The sequence below is a fragment of the Paenibacillus sp. MAHUQ-63 genome (assembly GCF_028765165.1).
Lineage (GTDB): Bacteria > Bacillota > Bacilli > Paenibacillales > NBRC-103111 > Paenibacillus_E.
Map to the genome: position 1 here is coordinate 1,170,454 of NZ_JARADB010000002.1, position 18,689 is coordinate 1,189,142.

At 52.5% G+C, this 18,689-nt stretch carries 18 protein-coding genes; 15 read left to right on the forward strand and 3 right to left on the reverse strand.

All coding sequences use genetic code 11. The annotated features are described in order from the left end of the window. Window positions 1–68: 68 nt before the first annotated feature. Complete coding sequence (locus PUT07_RS13660; protein WP_274468649.1) at window positions 69–320, reverse strand: hypothetical protein; 252 nt, start codon at window positions 318–320, stop codon at window positions 69–71. Window positions 321–496: 176 nt separating this feature from the next. Between PUT07_RS13660 and PUT07_RS13665 the strand changes: the two genes are divergently transcribed. Beyond that, window positions 497–2,140 (forward strand): PAS domain-containing sensor histidine kinase, encoded by a 1,644-nt coding sequence (locus PUT07_RS13665; RefSeq protein WP_274468651.1) that lies wholly within the window; start codon window positions 497–499, stop codon window positions 2,138–2,140. 63 nt (window positions 2,141–2,203) lie between these two features. On the opposite strand, the gene PUT07_RS13670 is transcribed toward PUT07_RS13665, so the two are convergent. Next, the gene (locus PUT07_RS13670; protein WP_274468652.1) at window positions 2,204–2,584 is read right to left on the reverse strand and encodes a YmaF family protein; all 381 of its coding nucleotides are present in this window, start codon (window positions 2,582–2,584) and stop codon (window positions 2,204–2,206) included. Window positions 2,585–2,750: 166 nt separating this feature from the next. Between PUT07_RS13670 and PUT07_RS13675 the strand changes: the two genes are divergently transcribed. Genes PUT07_RS13675 through PUT07_RS13685 form a run of 4 tightly spaced genes read left to right on the forward strand, consistent with a single transcriptional unit; the run spans window position 2,751 to window position 6,385 of the window. After that, window positions 2,751–4,550 carry a xanthine dehydrogenase family protein molybdopterin-binding subunit gene (locus PUT07_RS13675; RefSeq protein ID WP_338000752.1) on the forward strand — a complete coding sequence of 600 codons (1,800 nt, stop codon included), beginning with the start codon at window positions 2,751–2,753 and terminating at the stop codon, window positions 4,548–4,550. Continuing rightward, on the forward strand, window positions 4,547–5,071 hold the full coding sequence (locus tag PUT07_RS35430; protein WP_338000753.1) for a molybdopterin cofactor-binding domain-containing protein: 525 nt from the start codon (window positions 4,547–4,549) through the stop codon (window positions 5,069–5,071). The genes PUT07_RS13675 and PUT07_RS35430 overlap by 4 nt, the downstream gene beginning before the upstream one ends. Further along, window positions 5,068–5,934: an FAD binding domain-containing protein gene (locus PUT07_RS13680; RefSeq protein WP_274468654.1), complete on the forward strand. Its 867-nt coding sequence runs from the start codon at window positions 5,068–5,070 to the stop codon at window positions 5,932–5,934. Before PUT07_RS35430 ends, PUT07_RS13680 begins: the two co-directional genes overlap by 4 nt. Next, the gene (locus PUT07_RS13685) at window positions 5,915–6,385 is read left to right on the forward strand and encodes a (2Fe-2S)-binding protein (protein WP_379239657.1); all 471 of its coding nucleotides are present in this window, start codon (window positions 5,915–5,917) and stop codon (window positions 6,383–6,385) included. Before PUT07_RS13680 ends, PUT07_RS13685 begins: the two co-directional genes overlap by 20 nt. 76 nt (window positions 6,386–6,461) lie before the next feature. Here the strand turns inward: PUT07_RS13685 and PUT07_RS13690 are convergent, their stop codons facing one another. Further along, on the reverse strand, window positions 6,462–7,031 hold the full coding sequence (locus PUT07_RS13690) for a CGNR zinc finger domain-containing protein (protein WP_274468655.1): 570 nt from the start codon (window positions 7,029–7,031) through the stop codon (window positions 6,462–6,464). A gap of 155 nt (window positions 7,032–7,186) precedes the next feature. Between PUT07_RS13690 and PUT07_RS13695 the strand changes: the two genes are divergently transcribed. The 10 genes from PUT07_RS13695 (at window position 7,187) to PUT07_RS13740 (ending at window position 17,423) form a co-directional block, all read left to right on the forward strand. Beyond that, window positions 7,187–7,681: a DinB family protein gene (locus tag PUT07_RS13695; protein WP_274468656.1), complete on the forward strand. Its 495-nt coding sequence runs from the start codon at window positions 7,187–7,189 to the stop codon at window positions 7,679–7,681. 1 nt (window position 7,682) lies between these two features. Further along, window positions 7,683–8,801, forward strand: a complete 1,119-nt coding sequence (locus PUT07_RS13700) for a serine hydrolase domain-containing protein (RefSeq protein WP_274468657.1) — start codon at window positions 7,683–7,685, stop codon at window positions 8,799–8,801. A gap of 231 nt (window positions 8,802–9,032) precedes the next feature. After that, window positions 9,033–9,320 (forward strand): AbrB/MazE/SpoVT family DNA-binding domain-containing protein, encoded by a 288-nt coding sequence (locus PUT07_RS13705; RefSeq protein WP_274468658.1) that lies wholly within the window; start codon window positions 9,033–9,035, stop codon window positions 9,318–9,320. Window positions 9,321–9,472: 152 nt separating this feature from the next. Further along, complete coding sequence (locus tag PUT07_RS13710; RefSeq protein WP_274468660.1) at window positions 9,473–9,892, forward strand: GTP pyrophosphokinase; 420 nt, start codon at window positions 9,473–9,475, stop codon at window positions 9,890–9,892. A gap of 247 nt (window positions 9,893–10,139) precedes the next feature. Then, window positions 10,140–12,320, forward strand: a complete 2,181-nt coding sequence (locus tag PUT07_RS13715) for a helix-turn-helix domain-containing protein (protein ID WP_274468663.1) — start codon at window positions 10,140–10,142, stop codon at window positions 12,318–12,320. 190 nt (window positions 12,321–12,510) lie between these two features. Next, complete coding sequence (locus PUT07_RS13720; protein WP_274468665.1) at window positions 12,511–13,431, forward strand: ABC transporter permease; 921 nt, start codon at window positions 12,511–12,513, stop codon at window positions 13,429–13,431. Between the two features lie 13 nt (window positions 13,432–13,444). Further along, window positions 13,445–14,305, forward strand: coding sequence for a carbohydrate ABC transporter permease (locus PUT07_RS13725; protein ID WP_274468666.1), 861 nt, complete (start codon window positions 13,445–13,447; stop codon window positions 14,303–14,305). A 33-nt stretch (window positions 14,306–14,338) separates the two neighbouring features. Beyond that, on the forward strand, window positions 14,339–15,907 hold the full coding sequence (locus tag PUT07_RS13730; protein WP_274468667.1) for an extracellular solute-binding protein: 1,569 nt from the start codon (window positions 14,339–14,341) through the stop codon (window positions 15,905–15,907). A gap of 69 nt (window positions 15,908–15,976) precedes the next feature. Then, the gene (locus PUT07_RS13735) at window positions 15,977–17,035 is read left to right on the forward strand and encodes an amidohydrolase family protein (protein ID WP_274468668.1); all 1,059 of its coding nucleotides are present in this window, start codon (window positions 15,977–15,979) and stop codon (window positions 17,033–17,035) included. Between the two features lie 28 nt (window positions 17,036–17,063). Beyond that, window positions 17,064–17,423: a Rieske (2Fe-2S) protein gene (locus tag PUT07_RS13740; RefSeq protein WP_274468669.1), complete on the forward strand. Its 360-nt coding sequence runs from the start codon at window positions 17,064–17,066 to the stop codon at window positions 17,421–17,423. Window positions 17,424–18,689: the final 1,266 nt, after the last annotated feature.

Consider the following 18,689-nt stretch of genomic DNA (forward strand, 5'->3'; position numbering starts at 1 on the left):
CCTGTCTTTTTTTTGTCATGTTGCAAGTAAACCTCATCGTATGGCATGAGGTTGTTCGTTATTGATCGTTAGAACGGCCGAAACGGAAAAAACGGACGTGAAGCCAATAGACCAATAGCTAGAAGATCGAAGAGTACGAGCGGAATGATAAAAGGAAAAAATGAGATTTGCGCTTTATTGGATGGCCGCAGCGGCTGCAAATACACTTTGTTATTGTCCAATTTAACAATTTTTCCTTTATAAGTACCGTGGGTGGTGCGGATAACCACTTCGCGTCCCATATATTTTTGACAAATTTTGAATGACTCTGAACGTTTCATCGGGAAAGACCTCCCTTCTAGCTGTGTTATTCTATTATATGTTCGTCCAATAGAATGTGTGAGATTCAATTTGGGAGAAAGATCCAATAAGCAAGTTCCATTTTAAATGATATACTTATGGATATAACCTTGAAGACTATTAGCCGCACAGCATGGTCAAGGAAGAGAAGAGTGAAATGCAGAACAAGCCAAAAGAAGTGAAAAAAATCAAATCCGCATTAAAAGTCACAGGCATCTATGTATTGGTCGGCAGTCTTTGGGTCATTCTATCGGATCACTTGGTTCGAACGCTGAAGTCGTCAGAGGCGGTTTCCGTTAACTCATCCAAAGGATTGTTTTATGTCGGGGTTACGGCGTTAATTTTATATTTTTGTTTGAAACGGTTGAAAAAGCAGCTGCTGGAAAGTGAAGAGCGATACCGCATTCTGGTAGAGCACTCGCCAGAACCGATCGTTGTACATACGAACGGGGTTATTGTTTTTATTAATCCTGCAGGCGCGAAGGTTCTTGGTGCACAGCATCCTGATGAGCTGATTGGAAGACTTATGGAGCATTTTGTTCATCCGGATTATTTGAGTATGACGCGGGAACGAATGAAGCAAGTGAATGACGACAAACGGCCGACGGAACCGATGGATCAAAAGTTTCTGCGTCTCGACCGACAGGTGATCGATGTGGAAGTTCGCGAGGTGCCGATTGAATTCCTGGGCACGTCTGCCGTACAGCTGTTGTGCAGAGACATCACGGAGCGCAAACGGGCGCAAGATATGCTGGAGCTAAGCGAGCAGAGCTATAAGTCGCTTGTCGAGCATAATCCCGATGCGATTTTCACGCTTGATCTGAAAGGGAACGTCACTTCTGTCAATAACGCTACGGAGAAGATTACAGGCTACCCGGAGGCGGCATTCAGCTATCGGTCGCTATCGCCTTTCGTCCGTGCGGAGGACAAGAAGAAGGCGCTGCAGCTGTTCGCCCGGGCGCTGAAAGGTGAGTCCGACAGCATCGAAATGACACTTACGCTCCAAACAGGGAAAATCATCGAAATCAACTTGAAAATGGTGCCGATTATTATTCATGAGCAAGTGAACGGCGTCTATGGGATTGCCAAAGATATCACAGAGCGCAAACGAACCGAGGAGCTGCTGCTCAAAACCGAGAAGCTCTCGATCGTAGGGCAGCTTGCGGCAGGAGTCGCTCATGAAATTCGCAATCCGCTTACGTCGCTGCGCGGCTTTGTGCAATTATTGCAATCTAAGGTGACGGGGTATGAGAGCTATTTCGAAATTATGATCTCGGAGCTGGACCGGATCAATGACATCGTGAGCGAATTTATGGTCATTGCCAAGCCTTCGATTGTTCACTTCCAAATGAAAGACGTCCGCAAAATTGCCCATGATGTTATTTCTCTGCTAGAGACGCAGGCCATTCTTAATAATGTGGTGATCCATACGGAAATGGCGCCGGATCTGCCTCTGATTAACTGCGAAGAGAATCAATTGAAGCAGGTTTTCATTAATATCCTCAAAAATGCGATAGAAGCGATGCCGGAAGGCGGCAATATTGTCATCCAACTTCAAACGGCCGGCAGCCAAGTCTTCATCCGTTTCACGGACGAGGGCTGCGGCATTGCCGAGGAGCGGCTCGCTGTATTGGGAGAGCCTTTCTACACGACGAAGGAGAAGGGGACTGGATTAGGTTTGATGGTTTGTCATAAAATCGTCGAAGCCCACCAAGGAAGCCTGCAGATCAGGAGCGAGGTTGACAAAGGTACGACGGTGGATTTGATTCTGCCGATCGGCACGAAGAAACAGGCTGGATAAGGCAAAAGCAAAAGGACCGCTCGACTAGTTCTGTTGACTAGGAGCAGTCCTTTTTGTCATGCATTACTTCTTGACGCGCTCGCGCAAGACTTTTTCAATGATTAATTTGTGACCGAGCCGGCCGCCAAGGCGAATCAGGCCTGTAGTCCGACCGGAAATAAGATGCCGATGTCCGTCCGCGATGTTCGTTTGAATCGAGAAACGATGAAAATGATTGACCCCGAAGCCGATATTTAAACCGGTTCGTCCCGAATAGGAGTGCCTATGGCCGTCAGCTGTCGTTGTAATGCCCCTGAACGTGTGGCGGTGTCTGCCATCTTCAGGAATGAATAAGTCCGTCAAATTGCCGAAGGCATGCTGGTGTCCCTCTACACGCGAAGTTAACCCCTCCATTCGATGCTTGAATTGTACGGGGCCGCCGTCTCCTTGCCGGATTTTCGCCATTGTCCATCATCCTCTCGAAAGATATGTAAGTAAAGTATGTATCAGGACCTAAATCGGATTGGATGTTTGACGGTACTCTGCAGAAGAAGCAACGGAATGAGACGAGTTGTTATGCGATATGATGATAAAAATAGATTGTCGGAAATGAGCAGGGAGCGTGTCGCTTGTGACAGTGATAGGAAAGAGTATTCCGCGGCTGGAATCTGAAGAGAAAGTAACCGGGGTTGCGAAGTATACGAACGATACGCAGTCTCCCGGACTGCTTCACGGCTGGCTCGTGACCAGCCCTTATGCCCATGCGCGGATCCAGTCCATCGATGTCTCCGGCGCCAAGGCAATGAGCGGCGTTCATGCAGTGATTCGTGGAGATGACATAGCTGTTCTTACCGGAAGTATGCTGGCAGACCGGCCGCCGCTCGCTTCCGGCAAAGTTCGTTATTACGGAGAACCGATCGTCATCGTCGTTGCCGAATCGGAGCATCGGGCCAAGGAGGCGGCAGCCCGCATTCGCGCCGAGTTCGAGCAGCTGCCGGTCGTACATTCGCCGAGCAGTGCCCTTGCGCCCGGTGCGCCGCTAATTCATGAAGGATTAGCCGGTTATGAGAAGCAGGGAGACGTGTACCCCGTCGCACACACGAATATCGGCAACTGGGTTCGCATCCGCAAAGGCCATATGCCTGCGGGCTGGGCGGCAAGCGAGGTGACCGTCGAAGGGACCTATGCCTTCAACACGTCCGATCACGCCGCCATAGAGCCGCGCTGCGCGATTGTCGAAGTGAAGCCTGGCGGCTTGATCGAGATTCAAAGCTCAACGCAAGACCCTTATACGATCAAACGTGCGTTTGCGCACTTCTTCCATGTCGACCAGTCCAAGGTCATCGTGCACGTGCCGTTCGTCGGTGGCGGCTTTGGCGGTAAAGGGTCGATTCAGCTCGAATATATCGCCTATTTGGCCTCCAAAGCTTGCGGCGGCCGGCCCGTCAAAGTCAACAATTCCCGCGAATGCGACATCGTCAGTTCCCCCTGCCATATCGGTCTGGAGGCGAAAGTGAAGCTCGGCGCCACCCGAGAAGGCAAGCTGATGGCGGCTGAAGTGACGCTCTTGTTCGACACAGGCGGATACACCGATGAGGGGGCGGCCGTCACGCAATCGGCGGCTGTCGATTGTACGGGTCCGTACAAGATCGACCATGTGTGGTGCGACGCCTTGTGCGTCTATACGAATCACCCTTATGCTACGGCATTCCGGGGCTTCGGTCATACGGAAGCGCTCTATTGCATCGAACGGACGATGGACCGGCTGGCCAAAAGGCTGGAGATGGATCCGTTAGCGCTTCGGCTCAACAACGCTATTTTGCCGGGCGATACGCCCCCGACGCAGACTCCGCTTACAAGCAGCTCCATCGGCGATTTGCCCCAATGCATCCGTAAGCTGAAGGAACTGATTCATTGGGAGGAAGGTCAGCATGTACAGACGGGTCCGCACACGGTCAGGACGAAAGGCATGGCCTGTGTATGGAAAGCGTTCGGGATGTCCGTGGAAACCGGTTCCGGCGCAACGGTCACCTTCAACCATGACGGCAGTGCGAATCTTAGCATCGGCGCGGTGGAGCTTGGACAAGGGAACCGCACGGCGATGGGGCAGATTCTTGCGGAGCGGCTGCAAATGCGGATGGATCAGGTCCATGTCAAGATGGACATCGATACGCAGATTACACCGGAGCATTGGAGGACTGTTGCGAGCAGCTCGACGATGATGGTCGGCAGGGCAGTGCTCGACGCGGCTGACGATGCGATCAATCAATTGAAAAACAATGCTGCGCTTGCCCTGCAAATGCCGGCGGAGCTGCTGGAGGTTGGACGCGGGATGGTATTCGTGAAGGACGATCCCATCATAAGTCTGAAGATCAGTAAGCTGGTCAGCGATTCCAATTCCTGGACGGCCGCGCTGTCGGCGAACCCGTGATCGGCCGCGGGCGTTACCGTGTCCGCGACACGACCAGACTGAATCCGCAAACGGGCGAAGGTGTTCCGGGCCAGCAGTGGACCTTAGGCGCGCAAGCGGTTGAAGTGGAATTCGATACCCGCGAATGCACGTATCGCGTGCTCAAAGCGGCATCCGTATTTGATGCCGGGAAGGTGATCAATCCAGGCACGGCGCGAGGTCAGGTCATCGGCGGCATGAATATGGGCCTCAGCTTCGCAACCCGTGAAGGATTGCTGTACAATCAGGCCGGCCAGGTGCTGAACCCGCAGCTGCGTTCCTACAAGGTAACACGGTACGGTGAAACGCCTGCCTATTTGGCGGAATTCGTGGAGACGCCGTTCCTCGAGGGACCGTATGGCGCCAGAGGGGTCGCTGAGCATGGCACCATTGGGATGCCCGCTTGTCTGGCGAACGCCTTGTCTCTCGCGGCGGAAGTCGAATTGGACACATTGCCTTTGACGCCGGAGATGATTTGGCGGGCTAGAGGGGGAGGCCGATGATTTCGTTCGACTTCGAATATTATAAGCCGGCAAGCTTGGATGAGGCGGTCTTTCTATTTCAGCAGGCCGAGGCGAGCGGCAAAGCGCCGCGCTATTATTCCGGCGGCTCGGAGATCATTTCCATGGCCCGGTTGAATAAGCTTCGCACAGGAGCAGTCATCGATGTGAAAGATATTGCTGAATGCAAGGTGATGCAGCTTCGAGAGAAGGAGAACGTACTCGTGATTGGCGCAGCATTAACGCTGACGGAGCTGGAAGAGTCCGGCTTCTTTCCGCTGCTGGCAGATACATCGCGGGATGTGGCGGATCGTACGAACCGCAACCGAATTACGCTCGGCGGCAATCTCTGCGGAGCCTTCATATACCGGGAAGTACTTCTGCCATTTTTGCTGGCGGACAGCGAAGCCGTGCTGGCCGGTCCGGCGGGCGTACGCCGCATATCGGTCCATGAGCTGCTGAACGGTCAACCGCGGCTGGCGAGAGGAGACCTCCTGGTACAGTTGATTACCGGTGCCGCTTATACGCACCTACCCTACGTCACTGTGAAAAAGACCAAAATGGAACGCATCGACTACCCCATCGTTCGCATCGCCGCCCTTCGCAGCAGCGAAGGGGTTCGCGCCGCCTTCAGCGGTGTCAGTTCCGTTCCGTTTCGTTCGCGCAGCTTGGAGAACATCCTGAATGAGGGAATGCTTCCGCTCGGTGTTCGTGTAGAGAACGTTATACGAAGCTGGCCGCTGCCGATTATGAGCGATCTGCTTGGCTCCAGCGACTACCGGGCATTCGTGCTGCGCAATACGTTATATGATGTGATGACCGCTCTGGAAGAGAGGGGGAAGCAACATGAAAGAAGGGATGGTTAGAGGGGAGATGGAACTGCTCGTTAACGGCCGGCCGCATCATGCCGCTATCCGTTCGGCGGATACGCTGCTGCGTGTGCTGCGCGAGCAGCTGGGCTTCACGGGAGCCAAAGCCGGCTGCGAGAATGGAGATTGCGGCGCTTGCACGGTCATCGTTGACGGAGTTCCGGTCAAATCCTGTATGATGCTGGCGATCGAGACACACGGCAAGCGGATAACGACAATCGAAGGACTTGGGGGGGACTCTCCCGTGCAGCAAGCTTTTGTGAAGCATTTCGCTTTTCAATGCGGTTTCTGTACCCCCGGTTTTATCATGGTTGCACATGCCCTTGCCCAGACCGGACGGCAAGCGAGCGAGGAAGAGATCACGGAGTGGCTGCGCTCCAACATATGCCGCTGCACAAGCTATGAGGAAATCGGCAAGGCTGTTCGATTGGTCCTTGCACAGGAATGAAGCGAAGGAAATAGGCAGCTGCGAATCTTTGAATTACCACCCGGTAACCAAGCTGCTGCCGACATCTTGGACATGATCACTCGTGGTCGTGTTTGGGAGCGTCGGCAGCGGCTTTTTGCCGTGCCCGAAAGCGCCGCACCTTCATCAGATTGCCGCACATTTTGTCATCGCAATACCGTTTGGAACGGTTGCGCGTTTCGTCCACGTACACCCAGAGGCAGTTCGGGTTGTCGCAAATCCGAATTCGCGACGTTTCGCCATTGGCTATCGATTGCGCCATGGAAGCGGCGATATCGGCCAGGACTTGCTCCCATCGCCGGTTAAGGCCATACCATTCCAGGCGATAGCGTCCCTCGTCCGATACAAGCTTGCGGATGACCGGACCGCCGGCCATAATCGCATTGAGCGCCTCCGTATCCGCTTCATGCGGCATAGCCTTGGATACGAATTGCGTCACGATTCGGTGCAGCAGTGCTCGCAGTTCTTTCAATTCTTGCAGCTCTGCCGGTTCCGGGGGACGATCCATATTCAGGTTCTGGCTCGTAAGCCAGCGGTGTAGCCAGTCCGGGTTATCCAAGCGGTCATCGATTGCGCCGTCGCCCCTCCAGTCTCGATGCAAGCTGTTCAGTAAATCGTCCCAAAGCATATGACATGACCCCGATCTTTTTTATGCTTCAGTGTAACATCTGAAAAGTATTTTTGCTAGTTACTTGACCGGAAAAACATTCCATGGTAAATTAGCCATGTAACTTGTTAATTCATATTTGGTGGTTACTAATGATAATATTGGGAGGCTGTTTAATGAATAATGTTGAGCTTTTGCTGCATGGTTGGGAGTGCTGCTATGACAAGGAAGACTGGTATCCTCCACTGACGGACGCGCTGAAAGGATTGACTGCCGAGCAAGCCAATTGGCGTCCTGCAGGCGAACACGTCAACACGATCTGGGAAAATGTGCAGCATCTGATTTTTTATAAAGAAAGATTGCTCAAACGGATGACCGGGGAAGAGATGGAATATCCGGATGCGACGAATGACGATACGTTTGCGGTTGAGTCCGTATCCGGCGAAGCGTGGGAGATGACGTTATCCCGTTTGCAAACGGTTCATTTAGCCATCCGCGAACGCCTTGCGCAGTGGGGAGAGAACGATTTCGAGCATGTATACCCGAATCGTACGCAATCTGCAGGACGCTGGGTGAACAGCCTGATCCTGCATGATGCGTATCATACGGGCCAGATCATGTTCATTCGCAAGCTGCAAGGCTCGTGGCCGTCGCGCCGTTCATTCGAATAAGATGCGCGCCGAACAACAACTGCCGACAACCGCACCCGAGCAGCAAGGGATGGACCCTGATAAGCTCCAAGCCGCTTTCCGGTTACTGGAGCGAGAGATTGACAGCGGCGAAATTCCCGGAGGCGTGGCGCTCGTAGGCCGGGGCGGCGTCATCGTCGGTTCCTGCGCTGCCGGCCGCGCCATTGTCACGCAGGAGCAGGAGCTTCCGGTAACGGAAGATACGATCTATGACTGCGCTTCATTGACCAAGGTGATGGTGACATTGCCGCTTATTTTGCAGCTGATCGACCGCGGCGAGCTGCGGCTGAAGGACCCGGTTGCCCGTTTTTTTCCGGACTTTGCCGCCGGCGGCAAAGGCGAAGTGACGATTCTGCATCTATTGACCCATACGTCCGGCTTCCAAGCCTACAAGAACCTTCACGCACACGGTTGGACCCCGCAGCAGATCAGAGCCGCGGTCATGGAAGAGACCTTGCTTTATCCGTGCGGCGGCGGTTACGAATACAGCGATTTCAATTACATCGTGCTGGGCGAGCTGGCGGCGCATCTGTTCGGTCTGCCGCTGGACGAGGCTGCGCGCCGGTATGTGCTGGAACCGCTGGGCATGACCCGCAGCGGCTACCGACCGGCTGCGGAGCTGCGGCCGCAAATTGCCGCGACCGAGTTCATGCAGGGCAGCTGCCGCTGGGGCGAGGTGCATGACGAGAACGCCTGGGCGATGGGCGGCGTTAGCGGGCATGCCGGCTTGTTCGCCACGGCACATGACGCGGCCAAATACGCCGCGATGTGGTTGAACAAGGGCTGTCTTGCCGACGGCAGCAGCCTGATATCTGCGGCAGCGGTCGAAGCGGCGACGCGAAGCTATACGCGGGAGTTGGAACACGCAAACCGTGGGCTCGGTTGGGTGCTGAAGGGTGACAAATGGGACGCTTCCGGCGATTGGTTCTCGCCTCGGAGCTTCGGTCACACGGGATTTACCGGCACTTCCTTGTGGATGGACCCGGCTTCGCAAGTTTTCGCCGTGCTTCTGACCAACAGAGTTCACTATGGCCGTGAGAAATCCGTTGCCAGGCTGCGGGATTGTTTCCATAATGCGGTCGCCGCCTCGATCCGGTCATAAAGGTTGGTAAAACCCGCCCAATCGCGGCAAGCCAAAGATGTGTATAGAGCAGGCAATATGAATAAAAAAATATGAAAATCCGCCAAGGCACAGGAACCTGTGTAAGGCGGATTTTCTATTTTTTGGCGATGTGAACTGGTAAAACATACCTGACATAAGTGAAAAATGAACGAAATATTTTAGTAGAACTACGACCTTTGACTTAGAAGGGCAGACTGAGAGGGTGAGGCAATGAAAGCTACGGGGATTGTGCGCAAGGTTGACCAATTAGGTCGTATTGTTCTACCGATCGAGATGCGGCGTTTGCTCAATATCGGCACGGATGACGAAGTGAAGATTTATTGCGATGAAGAGCGGGTGATCGTAACGAAATGCGTGTTGAACTGCATTTTCTGCGGGAGTGAGAGAGAGCCGTATTATTTTAAACGGAAATTGATTTGTAAAGTTTGCTTGGATGAGATTGCCCCGGTTGAAGCCGGGCAGGCAAGAAGCGGAGAAGATGCTGTTCATGGAGGGTGATATTCTGAAAGCGGATTCAATGGGGGCTTTGAAGCGGGCCGGCCTGCGTTCATAATTTAAAATTGGCGCCTCCCGTAAGCCTCCTCATATAGCTTCCGAATCGTATCGATGCTATGATAGGAGCGTTACTACTTACGAATGAAGGTGCAGACATGAGTACATTAACGAAAGCCATTCTGCTGGCTGCCAAGGCGCATGACGGTCAAACCGATAAAGGCGGAAACCCGTATATTTTACATCCCATTCGATTGGCCAGCAAAGCCGTAACGACCGAGGAATCCATTGTCGCCGTCCTGCATGATGTCGTGGAGGATTCGGATATGACGCTATTCGATCTGAAGAACGAAGGCTTTAGCCTTAACGTGATCGAAGCGCTGGACTGCTTGACGCGAAGAGCGGATGAAACCTACGAAAGCTTTATACTAAGAATCAAGCGAAATCCGCTGGCTACGAAAGTCAAACTCCTCGATCTGAAGGATAATTGCGATACCAGCCGCATGCCGGAGATGACCGATAGAGATAAGGCCCGAATTGATAAATATAAAAAAGCGATCGCCGAACTCAAGTTTTGAGGGATGCAGCTTGCTAGCATATCTGAACCATCAAGGACAAAGCGTCCGCCTTCCTGGAGAATGCGGGCGTTTTTGCCGATTTGTCTCATTTTGTCGGAAAAAGAAATAAATATTTATTTGAAATTACAAAAATAAAATAAAATTTCAAATTCTATTGACCCCATAAACCTTTTTCAATAGTATAAAAAAATAGTCATTCTAATATATGGGAATAGAAATAAAGACGTATTCGGGGGGCGGCGCTTGCGTGAAAGCGATTTCGAAGGTGCACAAGTTCCGGTTAGCTTTATTCTGGCGGCTTTTTACTAACTATTTCATCGTCATCATGGTCCCGGTCATTGTCGCCAGCTTCCTGGCTCACGTGCTGGTCGTACGGACGATTGAGAAGGATGCGGAGAAGCTTAACGACGTTGTCATCAGCCATTTCTCCAAACAGACGGACACGGCTCTCGATGCGCTCAAAACGAATATGATCAATATGCTGAGCTCGTCCAATGTGACCGGCTTGCTCCGAGTCATTGACGATTCACGGGAGAACCAGCAGCGGGCCGAACAGTTGTATACGCTGCGGGAGCAGCTCATGAAGCTTCAATCCGACAAGCTCGTCTCGAAAGTTTTCCTATACTTCGCCAATCACGATTTGGTCGCCGATGTGGATATTTACACGGACAAAGCCTACTATTTTACCCAGACCTACCCGCTGGATGAGCAGCAAAAGGGCGGCTATCTTTCCCAATTCGCCGGCAAGAAAATGATGGAAGTTACCGATACGGGCAAGCTCGGCTTATCGGCCGTCATGAGCTATCCGTTCAATACGGATAATCCTGAGGTGTATTTGGTCGTGCACTTTGACCAGAGCAAGCTGAAAGAGCTCATTTCCATACCGGAGAAATGGGTGACGGGGACGGCGATCGCCTCTTCCCAAGGGACGATTCTGAATGCGTTCGGCTTCACGGACAAAGAGATCAAAGCGGTACAGACGCATGCGCGCCTGAGCTCCGCCGATTCACAGTTCCTCGTCACCGACGAAATTGCGATGTCCTTAGTGAAGTCCCGTTTTAACGATACTTGGTACTATGTAACGGTTGCAGATCTGCGTACGCTCATGAAGCCCGCCTATATAACGCGAATGATCTCTTGGGCATTCCTGATCTTCTTCCTCGTTGTCGGCAGCTTGGTGTCTTATTATTTAAGCCGCCGGTTATACCGTCCGATTCAGGAGATTACGGACGAGAACAAAGAGCTCTCGCAGCGCATGAGCGGCATGGTTCCTTATATGCATGAGCTTTTCGTGACGAAAATGCTGCTGGGGGAATACCAGGATGAGCTCTCCATCGCGTTATATGCCAAAGAAATTCGTTTCACCTATGACAAGCACGCGGTACGCACCGTGCTGACGATTGCCTTTCATTACAATTCGCAAATGTACGCCAAATTATCGGAAACGACGAAATCCTTCATGTTCGTTGAGATTAAAGAATTGATCAGGAAGTCCACGCCATCGCCTATCTGGCTCTGCCAAACGAAGCCGGACGTCATGGCCTGTGTCGTTGCGCACGACCCTTTCCTGCATTTGGGCGCGGAGGAGGCTGCGGATATCGTCCGGTTGGTGCTGGAGTCGTACAGCCAATATTTCAAAGCGACGATCGGCATCGGGAAGCCGGTGAACGCTATCGAACAGCTGCATGAATCGTACGAGCATGCGCTGACGGTCATGCAGAATCGGGGACTTGAGGCGGATGTGGACATCTGCCGCGGTCCGCTGGAGGCAGACCGGACGCAGTGGGAGAGCTTCCTGGCCGTGCAGGACGTGAACCGGATTTTCAATCAGCACAAAACCCGGGAATATGAGAAGCTGCTGCAATTCGTCTACGAGCGGCTGGAAGATGGAAGACGGCGCAATGCGACGGCGCTGCAGGTCAAATATTTTTGTACGGATGTGCTTAACACGTGGATTCGTGCCGTGGAGACGGAGCATAACGATTTCAATGTCCCTTTCTTCTCGAGCCTGTATGAGCGGATGAACAGCTGTATGACCTGGGAGGAATTGAAAGCCTGTTTCCAGGAGAGTCATGCCGTCCTGTTCCGGACGGAAGAGCCCGATCAGCGGACGCAGCTGTTCGCCGAAGTGCTCGACTATATCCATGCACATTACAATGAAGAGCTGTCGATCGAATATTTTGCAGAGAAGCTGAATATGTCCAACGGGCATTTCTCCAGAACGTTCAAAGAAGCGGTAGGCGAGAAGTATGTTGAATACATCGCCAGGTACAGATTGATGAAGGCGAAGCAATTTCTATTGGAGACGGATATGAAAATCGATGACATTGCCGAGAAGGTCGGCTATTGGGGCCGCAATTCGTTTATTCGCACGTTTCGCAAATACGAGGGCATCACGCCGGCCAAATTCCGGACGATGCATCACTGAATAGATAGAGACTTCATTTTTTCCGAAGTCTCTATTTTTTCTTCCAAGGCCAATCGAGACCCGCAGAAACCGCATGAAATCAGGCTTCGCAAAAAATGAGACGTCAAGCAATTATGCGATCTTTACGCTGCGGCGCGCCTTCTCGTATAGTTAGGCCATCAACTTCCGAAAGGAGGAGGGGGGAGGCAGTATGCCGCAGCGCAAAGGAATGTGGTACATCGTCAAGAAACATAGAGCGCTATATTTGTTAATGCTGCCTGGGATTTTATACTACATCATTTTCAAATATGTGCCTATGTACGGAGTCGTCATTGCGTTCCAGGATTATTCGATCGGCAAAGGAATTCTTGGCAGCAAATTTGTCGGGTTCAAGCATTTTATCGAATTCTTCTATGTAAACCCGGATTCGTGGAAGCTCATTCGCAACACAGTCATGCTGAATGTATACGATTTGCTGTTTCATTTTCCGGCCCCGATCCTACTGGCCATCTTGTTTCATGAATTACGGAATAAAATGTTCAAACGCATCGCACAAAGCATCAGCTATATGCCCCACTTTCTGTCAACGGTAGTCATTGCCGGGATTCTGGTGACATTCTTATCGCCGCAAACCGGCATCATTAACTTCCTGCTCGTGAAAGTGTTCGGGATGGAGCCGATCCTGTTTCTCGGTCTGCCCGAATGGTTCCGAACCATCTATGTTTCCTCGGAAATATGGCAAAAGGTCGGCTGGGGAACGATTCTCTACTTGGCGGCCATCGCCGGGATCGATCCGACGCTGTATGAAGCGGCCAAAATGGACGGCGCCAACCGCTTCCAGCAAATGCGCCACATTACCTTTATCGGCATGGTGCCTGTGATGATTATTTTGTTCGTTCTGACACTGGGGCATTTCATGGAAACCGGCTTCCAAAAAATTTTGCTGCTGTACAACTCCATGAACTACGAAACGTCCGACGTCATCAACACATTCGTATACCGCCGTGGGATCCTGGACGCGGATTTCAGCTTTGCCACTGCCGTCGGGTTGTTCCAATCAGTCATCGGTCTCATACTTGTCATCGGCGCCAACCGGATTGCCAAGAAATACTCAGAGACAAGCTTATGGTGAAGGGGGATTCTGCATGAAAATCAGACAATCGGCCGGCTCCCGGATATTCGACGCATTTAATTACACGGTCATGATCGTGATCATGATTGTGATGATTTATCCGCTGTGGTACGTGTTCTCCGCGTCTATAAGCGACAACGCCATGGTTTCGAGCGGCGAAGTGCTGTTCCTGCCCAAACAGGTAACCCTTATCGCGTATAAGCAGCTGACGGCCAATCCGGATCTATGGATCAGCTATTGGAACACGATCCGTTATACGGTTGTCCATGTCGTATTCACGCTGATTACAACCTCTGCGATGGCTTATCCGCTGGCCAAAAAATGGCTGCCCGGCCGCAAGCTCATCCTAATGATGGCCGCGTTTACGCTGCTATTCAGCGGCGGGATGATTCCGACGTTCCTCGTCGTACAGAAGCTCGGCCTGCTGAACAGCATCTGGGCGATCGTGCTGCCGACCATGATCAGCACATGGTATTTGTTCATCATGCGGACGTTCTTCGAAGCGCTGCCGGAGGAGCTGGAAGATGCGGCCACGATAGACGGCTGTTCTTCGCTGCAGGTGCTCCTGCGTGTCGTGATGCCGCTGTCGATGCCCGTGATGGCGACCATCGGCCTGTTCACGGCCGTGAACCAATGGAATGCGTTCTTCGATGCATTGATTTATTTGAACGACCGTTCGATGTATCCGCTGCAAATTATGCTTCGCAATATCCTGGTCGCAGGCTCTACAATTCAAGCGGAAGGGGATATGAACCTTCTTCAGACGATGAAATATGCCATTATCATGATCGCGACACTCCCTATTTTGTGTGTATATCCATTCATTCAGAAGTATTTCGTACAGGGCACCATGATTGGCGGCATTAAAGGGTAAGCAGCTTTTTCCATATCCAAGGGAGGTATATCTATGAAAAGAAAAACGGTGGCAGCAGCATTATCCGCAGTTATGCTCTCCGGCATCGTCGCAGCCGGCTGTACGAACGAAACGGCAAATACGCCGGCAGCAAGCGATACGAAGAAAGGGGAAGACGCCAAGAAGCCGATCACATTCTCTTGGCTGGCTTACGACCGCCCGGAGGGGAAGGTGCGGCAGGACTGGGAGATTTTCAAGGAAATCGAAGCGAAGACCGGCGTGAAAATCGAATTTCAGGTGGTCAGCCAGGAAGGCTTGAAGGAAAAGAAGCAGATTATGATCGCGACGAACGCCGTGACCGATTTCATTCAGGTCGATACACTGGAAGGAAGACAGCACGGTCCCGACAAGGTGTTCTTGAATTTGAAAGACTACTTGGATAAAGCTCCGAATCTGAAAGCATTCTACGAAAAATATCCGGAAGCCAAAGCTGTGGCCACAGGAGCCGACGGGGGCATCTATACCGTACCGGTCATCGAAGGCGACGCGGAAGGCAAAGGTTTCAACTTCATCTGGTATACGCGCAAAGATTTGATGGATAAGTTCGGTTTGAAAGCGCCGACGACCGTGGAAGAATTTTACCAGTTCCTGAAAGCGCTGAAAGAAAAACAACCGGACACGTACCCGCTGATCAACAATGCCATCGTTGGGGATACGGGGCTATTTACCACGTTCGGGCGGGCGTTCACCGGCATTCATGGCTTCTACAACGTGGATCCTTCGACAGACAAATATGCCTTTGCTCCCTACCACAAAGGATATAAGGACTCGTTGATTTTCCTTAACAAGCTGTTTAATGAGAAATTGCTCGATCCTGAGTTTTCCATGATTACGCAAGCACAATGGGAAGAGCGCATTCTGAAAGGGAAATCGCTCGTTACGTTCTTCTGGAAGGCTGATTTGGAGACGCTTATGGACAAGGGGCGGAAAGCGGGCATCGCCGATTACACACTGGATGCCATTCCGCAGTTTGCGGCCGACGGCATCAAGAACTATCAATTCTCCCGGTCGGTCGTAGGATCGACGGGGCGTGCGATTTCGGCGAAGGTGAAAGATAAGGACCGGGCGGTGCAATTCCTCGACTACTTGCTCAGTGAGGAAGGCTCCAATTATTTATCCTTGGGGATCGAAGGCAAGACGTATACCAAAGAAAACGGCAAGCCGGTATACAACAAAGACTTCGGCGCTTCACCGTTTACAACGCTGCGCAAAGATTGGGGCGTCTGGTACGACATGATTACGCTGGATAACGCCAAATCTCGGGCTGTGTGGGAAAGCGGGCTGAGCGAGAAGAGCAAAGCGATTAACAAAAGCTACGAGTCTTTCATCATTCCGGCGCCGAAGCAAATTGTCAAAACGAGCGAAGAGCTGGAGCTGGAGAAGTCGAAGCTGAACAATCTGAATAAATATTTGGAGCAAAAGCTGACGGAATTCGTATCCGGGAAAACGCCGATTAACGATAAAACATGGCAGGAATTCATCGACCAAACGAAAAAGCTTGGCGCTGACGAATTGCTCAACATGTACAATACGGCATACACACGCACATATGGAAAGAAATAAGCCTTAGGCACAACAGGGGAGCATGAAGGGCAAGACTCGCTTCGTGCTCCCCGCATGGGAGGGATTCGAATGGCCGACGAACGGATGAAGGTCATTGATGTGGACGTCCATAATGAACAGAACGACAGCGCGCTGCTGCCCTATCTGGCGGAGCCGTGGCGGTCGCGCGTGGCGGCAACCGGAATCGGTTATTCCGGTTCCGGCTATTACTCGCCGGTAGGCGTCATGAAGAAGGACGCCATTCCGCCGGGCGGCGGGAAGGCCGGATCAGACCCTGACCTTCTGATCAAGCAGCTGCTCGAAGGCTATAATGTCGAGTACTGTGTTTTGACCGGCGTGGTCTACAACATCTCGACGACGCACGATCCGGATTATGCGGCTGTCATATGTTCCGCCTACAATGATTTCCTGATCGCGGAGTGGCTGGGCCGGCACAAGGCGTTCAAAGGCGCCATGTCCGTCGCCACGCAGGACCCGCAGCTGGCAGCGCGGGAAATCGACCGGATCGGCGGTCATCCCGACATCGTCGAGGTGATGATCTCCAGCGCGGCCCGCGCACCGCTGGGGCAGCGCATGTACCACCCGATCTATGAGGCGGCTGAACGGAACGGGCTTCCGATTGCCATTCATCCTGGGGCCGAGGGCGGCGGCAGCTCGACGGCGCCAACGGCAGCCGGGTACCCGTCCCGGTACATCGAATGGCACACCTGCTTGTCCCAAATGTTCATGGCGCATTTGGTCTCGATGGTATGCGAGGGCGTATTCGAGAAGTTTCCACGGTTGAAGGTGGTGCTTACCGAAGGAGGCATCGCCTGGCTGCCGCATCTGATGTGGAGGCTCGATAAAAACTACAAAGCGCTGCGTTCCACGGTTCCTTGGCTGAAGAAGCTGCCCAGCCAGTATATTCGGGAGCATTGCTATTTGACGACGCAGCCGATTGAAGAGCCGGATAATCCGCAGCATCTCATCGATCTGTTCAATATGATCGATGCCGAGAATATGATTTTGTATTCCAGCGACTATCCGCATTGGGATTTCGACTCGCCGGATATGATCTTGCGACGGTTGAAGCCGGAAGCTAAGCGCAAAATCTTTTATGAGAACGCAAAGAATCTGTTTAAACTTTAGCTTATGGGGGGAGGAGGAGGAGGAGCCGATGTCCGTGCATGATGTGCTGGATGTGGATGCTGTTCCTGATGGCGGCCATGCCGTAGTGACGGTCGAGGGGAAGAGTATCGGCATCTACCGGTTGGGCGACAGCTTCTATGCCATCAACAACTATTGTCCGCATCAAGGTGCGCCGATGTGCGCCGGGCTCGTTTCCGGCACAACGCTTCCGTCCGGCGTCTACGAATATGAATACGGCAAGGCGGGGGAGATCATCCGTTGCCCTTGGCATGGCTGGGAGTTCGACATCCGTACCGGCAAATCGCTGTTCAGCGAGAAGATTTGGGTGAAAACGTACAAAGTGATCGTGGAGGACGGCCGGGTTCATGTGGACATGGACCGTAAGTGACGGAAGGACCGAACAGGGGGGATGCCTGTTCGGTCTTCTTTTGGTTTTGGGGCGGGCTTGGCCCCGCCCTGCCCGCCCGGACCGGAGCGTGCCGGAGCGTGCCAAAGCCAAAGCGTGCCAGAGCCAAAGAGTACCAAAGCCAAAGCGTGCCAGAGCGTGTCAGAGCGTGTCAGAGCGTGTCGGATCTCTCTAGCGGACACAGCGGCCCTTATTCGCCGAAAAAAGGCGCGGCTTCGGAAATGTAACGGACACCAGAGCCTCTATTTTGGCCATTTTGGGCTTGTTGAGCCTCGAAATTGGCAAATAACGTCACTCGTGACCGTTAGCGCAGAAGCTCGGTGTATATTGCGCGAATAGCGGCGCCTGTGTCCGTTAGGCTGTCGTCGGTGTGCGAACCCAGGCCAGCACGGGGATCTCTACCACTAGCCGAAGTCGTTTCTTGCACCGCCGCCTCTAGTGCCGCCGCTACCGTCCTCAGGAGTGGGGGGGGCGAGTTCACGGAAGTGAGCGTATAGCCACTATCCCGTTGGCTCATGAAGGGTCACCGCTCCATCGTCGATACCGTCACCTTGCCTGCGCCGCCGCTAGCGATTCCGTTCTCGTCCTCTGAGGGAGAGGTGAGTTCACGGAAGTGAGCGTATAGCCACTATCCCGTCGGCTCATGAAGGATCACCGCTCCGTCGTCGATACCGTCACTTTGCCCCCGCCCCTGCTAGTGTTCCCGTTCCCTTCCTCAGGAGTGGGGGGGTGAGTTCACGGAAGTGAGCGTATAGCCACTACTCCGTTGGCTCAGGATCAACGCTCCGGTCGTTGTTACCGCCACCATGCCCCGCCGCCGCTAGCGTTCCCGTTCTCGTCCTCGGGTGGGGGCGAGTTTACGCTGAGGAAATACAGGCCGCTATTTTTGGTTGAAATCGCTTTCATTTGGCGCTTGCGGAAATAAGATGTCTTATTTGCGCAGAAAGTTGGCCACAGCGGTTAAAGTAATCTACATAAGGCATCATATTTCCCCTTAAGCTGCCAAAAGGGTGTTTTGTCCGGAAATAACGCATCATAGTTCCGTTAATCCTTGATATTCACTGTGCATCTGCCAGGAGGCCTACGCCTAGCTGCTCAGATACATTTTGTAACGACAGGTTTCGCTACGTTTCCTCAGTATTCATGGGTGGAAAACAGACAGAAACAGTCACGGTTCGCTATGTACATATTGAAAAGTTGCGGATAAACTTAACGTATATGCGATGAAATTTAATTTCATTAGAAATT

Excerpts from the sequence above, each read along its gene's own strand:
- PUT07_RS13660 (WP_274468649.1), bottom strand. The coding sequence starts at position 320 with ATGAAACGTTCAGAGTCATTCAAAATTTGTCAAAAATATATGGGACGC.
- PUT07_RS13665 (WP_274468651.1), top strand. The coding sequence starts at position 497 with ATGCAGAACAAGCCAAAAGAAGTGAAAAAAATCAAATCCGCATTAAAA.
- PUT07_RS13670 (WP_274468652.1), bottom strand. The coding sequence starts at position 2,584 with ATGGCGAAAATCCGGCAAGGAGACGGCGGCCCCGTACAATTCAAGCAT.
- PUT07_RS13680 (WP_274468654.1), top strand. The coding sequence starts at position 5,068 with ATGATTTCGTTCGACTTCGAATATTATAAGCCGGCAAGCTTGGATGAG.
- PUT07_RS13685 (WP_379239657.1), top strand. The coding sequence starts at position 5,915 with ATGAAAGAAGGGATGGTTAGAGGGGAGATGGAACTGCTCGTTAACGGC.
- PUT07_RS13690 (WP_274468655.1), bottom strand. The coding sequence starts at position 7,031 with ATGCTTTGGGACGATTTACTGAACAGCTTGCATCGAGACTGGAGGGGC.
- PUT07_RS13695 (WP_274468656.1), top strand. The coding sequence starts at position 7,187 with ATGAATAATGTTGAGCTTTTGCTGCATGGTTGGGAGTGCTGCTATGAC.
- PUT07_RS13700 (WP_274468657.1), top strand. The coding sequence starts at position 7,683 with ATGCGCGCCGAACAACAACTGCCGACAACCGCACCCGAGCAGCAAGGG.
- PUT07_RS13705 (WP_274468658.1), top strand. The coding sequence starts at position 9,033 with ATGAAAGCTACGGGGATTGTGCGCAAGGTTGACCAATTAGGTCGTATT.
- PUT07_RS13710 (WP_274468660.1), top strand. The coding sequence starts at position 9,473 with ATGAGTACATTAACGAAAGCCATTCTGCTGGCTGCCAAGGCGCATGAC.
- PUT07_RS13720 (WP_274468665.1), top strand. The coding sequence starts at position 12,511 with ATGCCGCAGCGCAAAGGAATGTGGTACATCGTCAAGAAACATAGAGCG.
- PUT07_RS13725 (WP_274468666.1), top strand. The coding sequence starts at position 13,445 with ATGAAAATCAGACAATCGGCCGGCTCCCGGATATTCGACGCATTTAAT.
- PUT07_RS13730 (WP_274468667.1), top strand. The coding sequence starts at position 14,339 with ATGAAAAGAAAAACGGTGGCAGCAGCATTATCCGCAGTTATGCTCTCC.
- PUT07_RS13735 (WP_274468668.1), top strand. The coding sequence starts at position 15,977 with ATGGCCGACGAACGGATGAAGGTCATTGATGTGGACGTCCATAATGAA.
- PUT07_RS13740 (WP_274468669.1), top strand. The coding sequence starts at position 17,064 with ATGTCCGTGCATGATGTGCTGGATGTGGATGCTGTTCCTGATGGCGGC.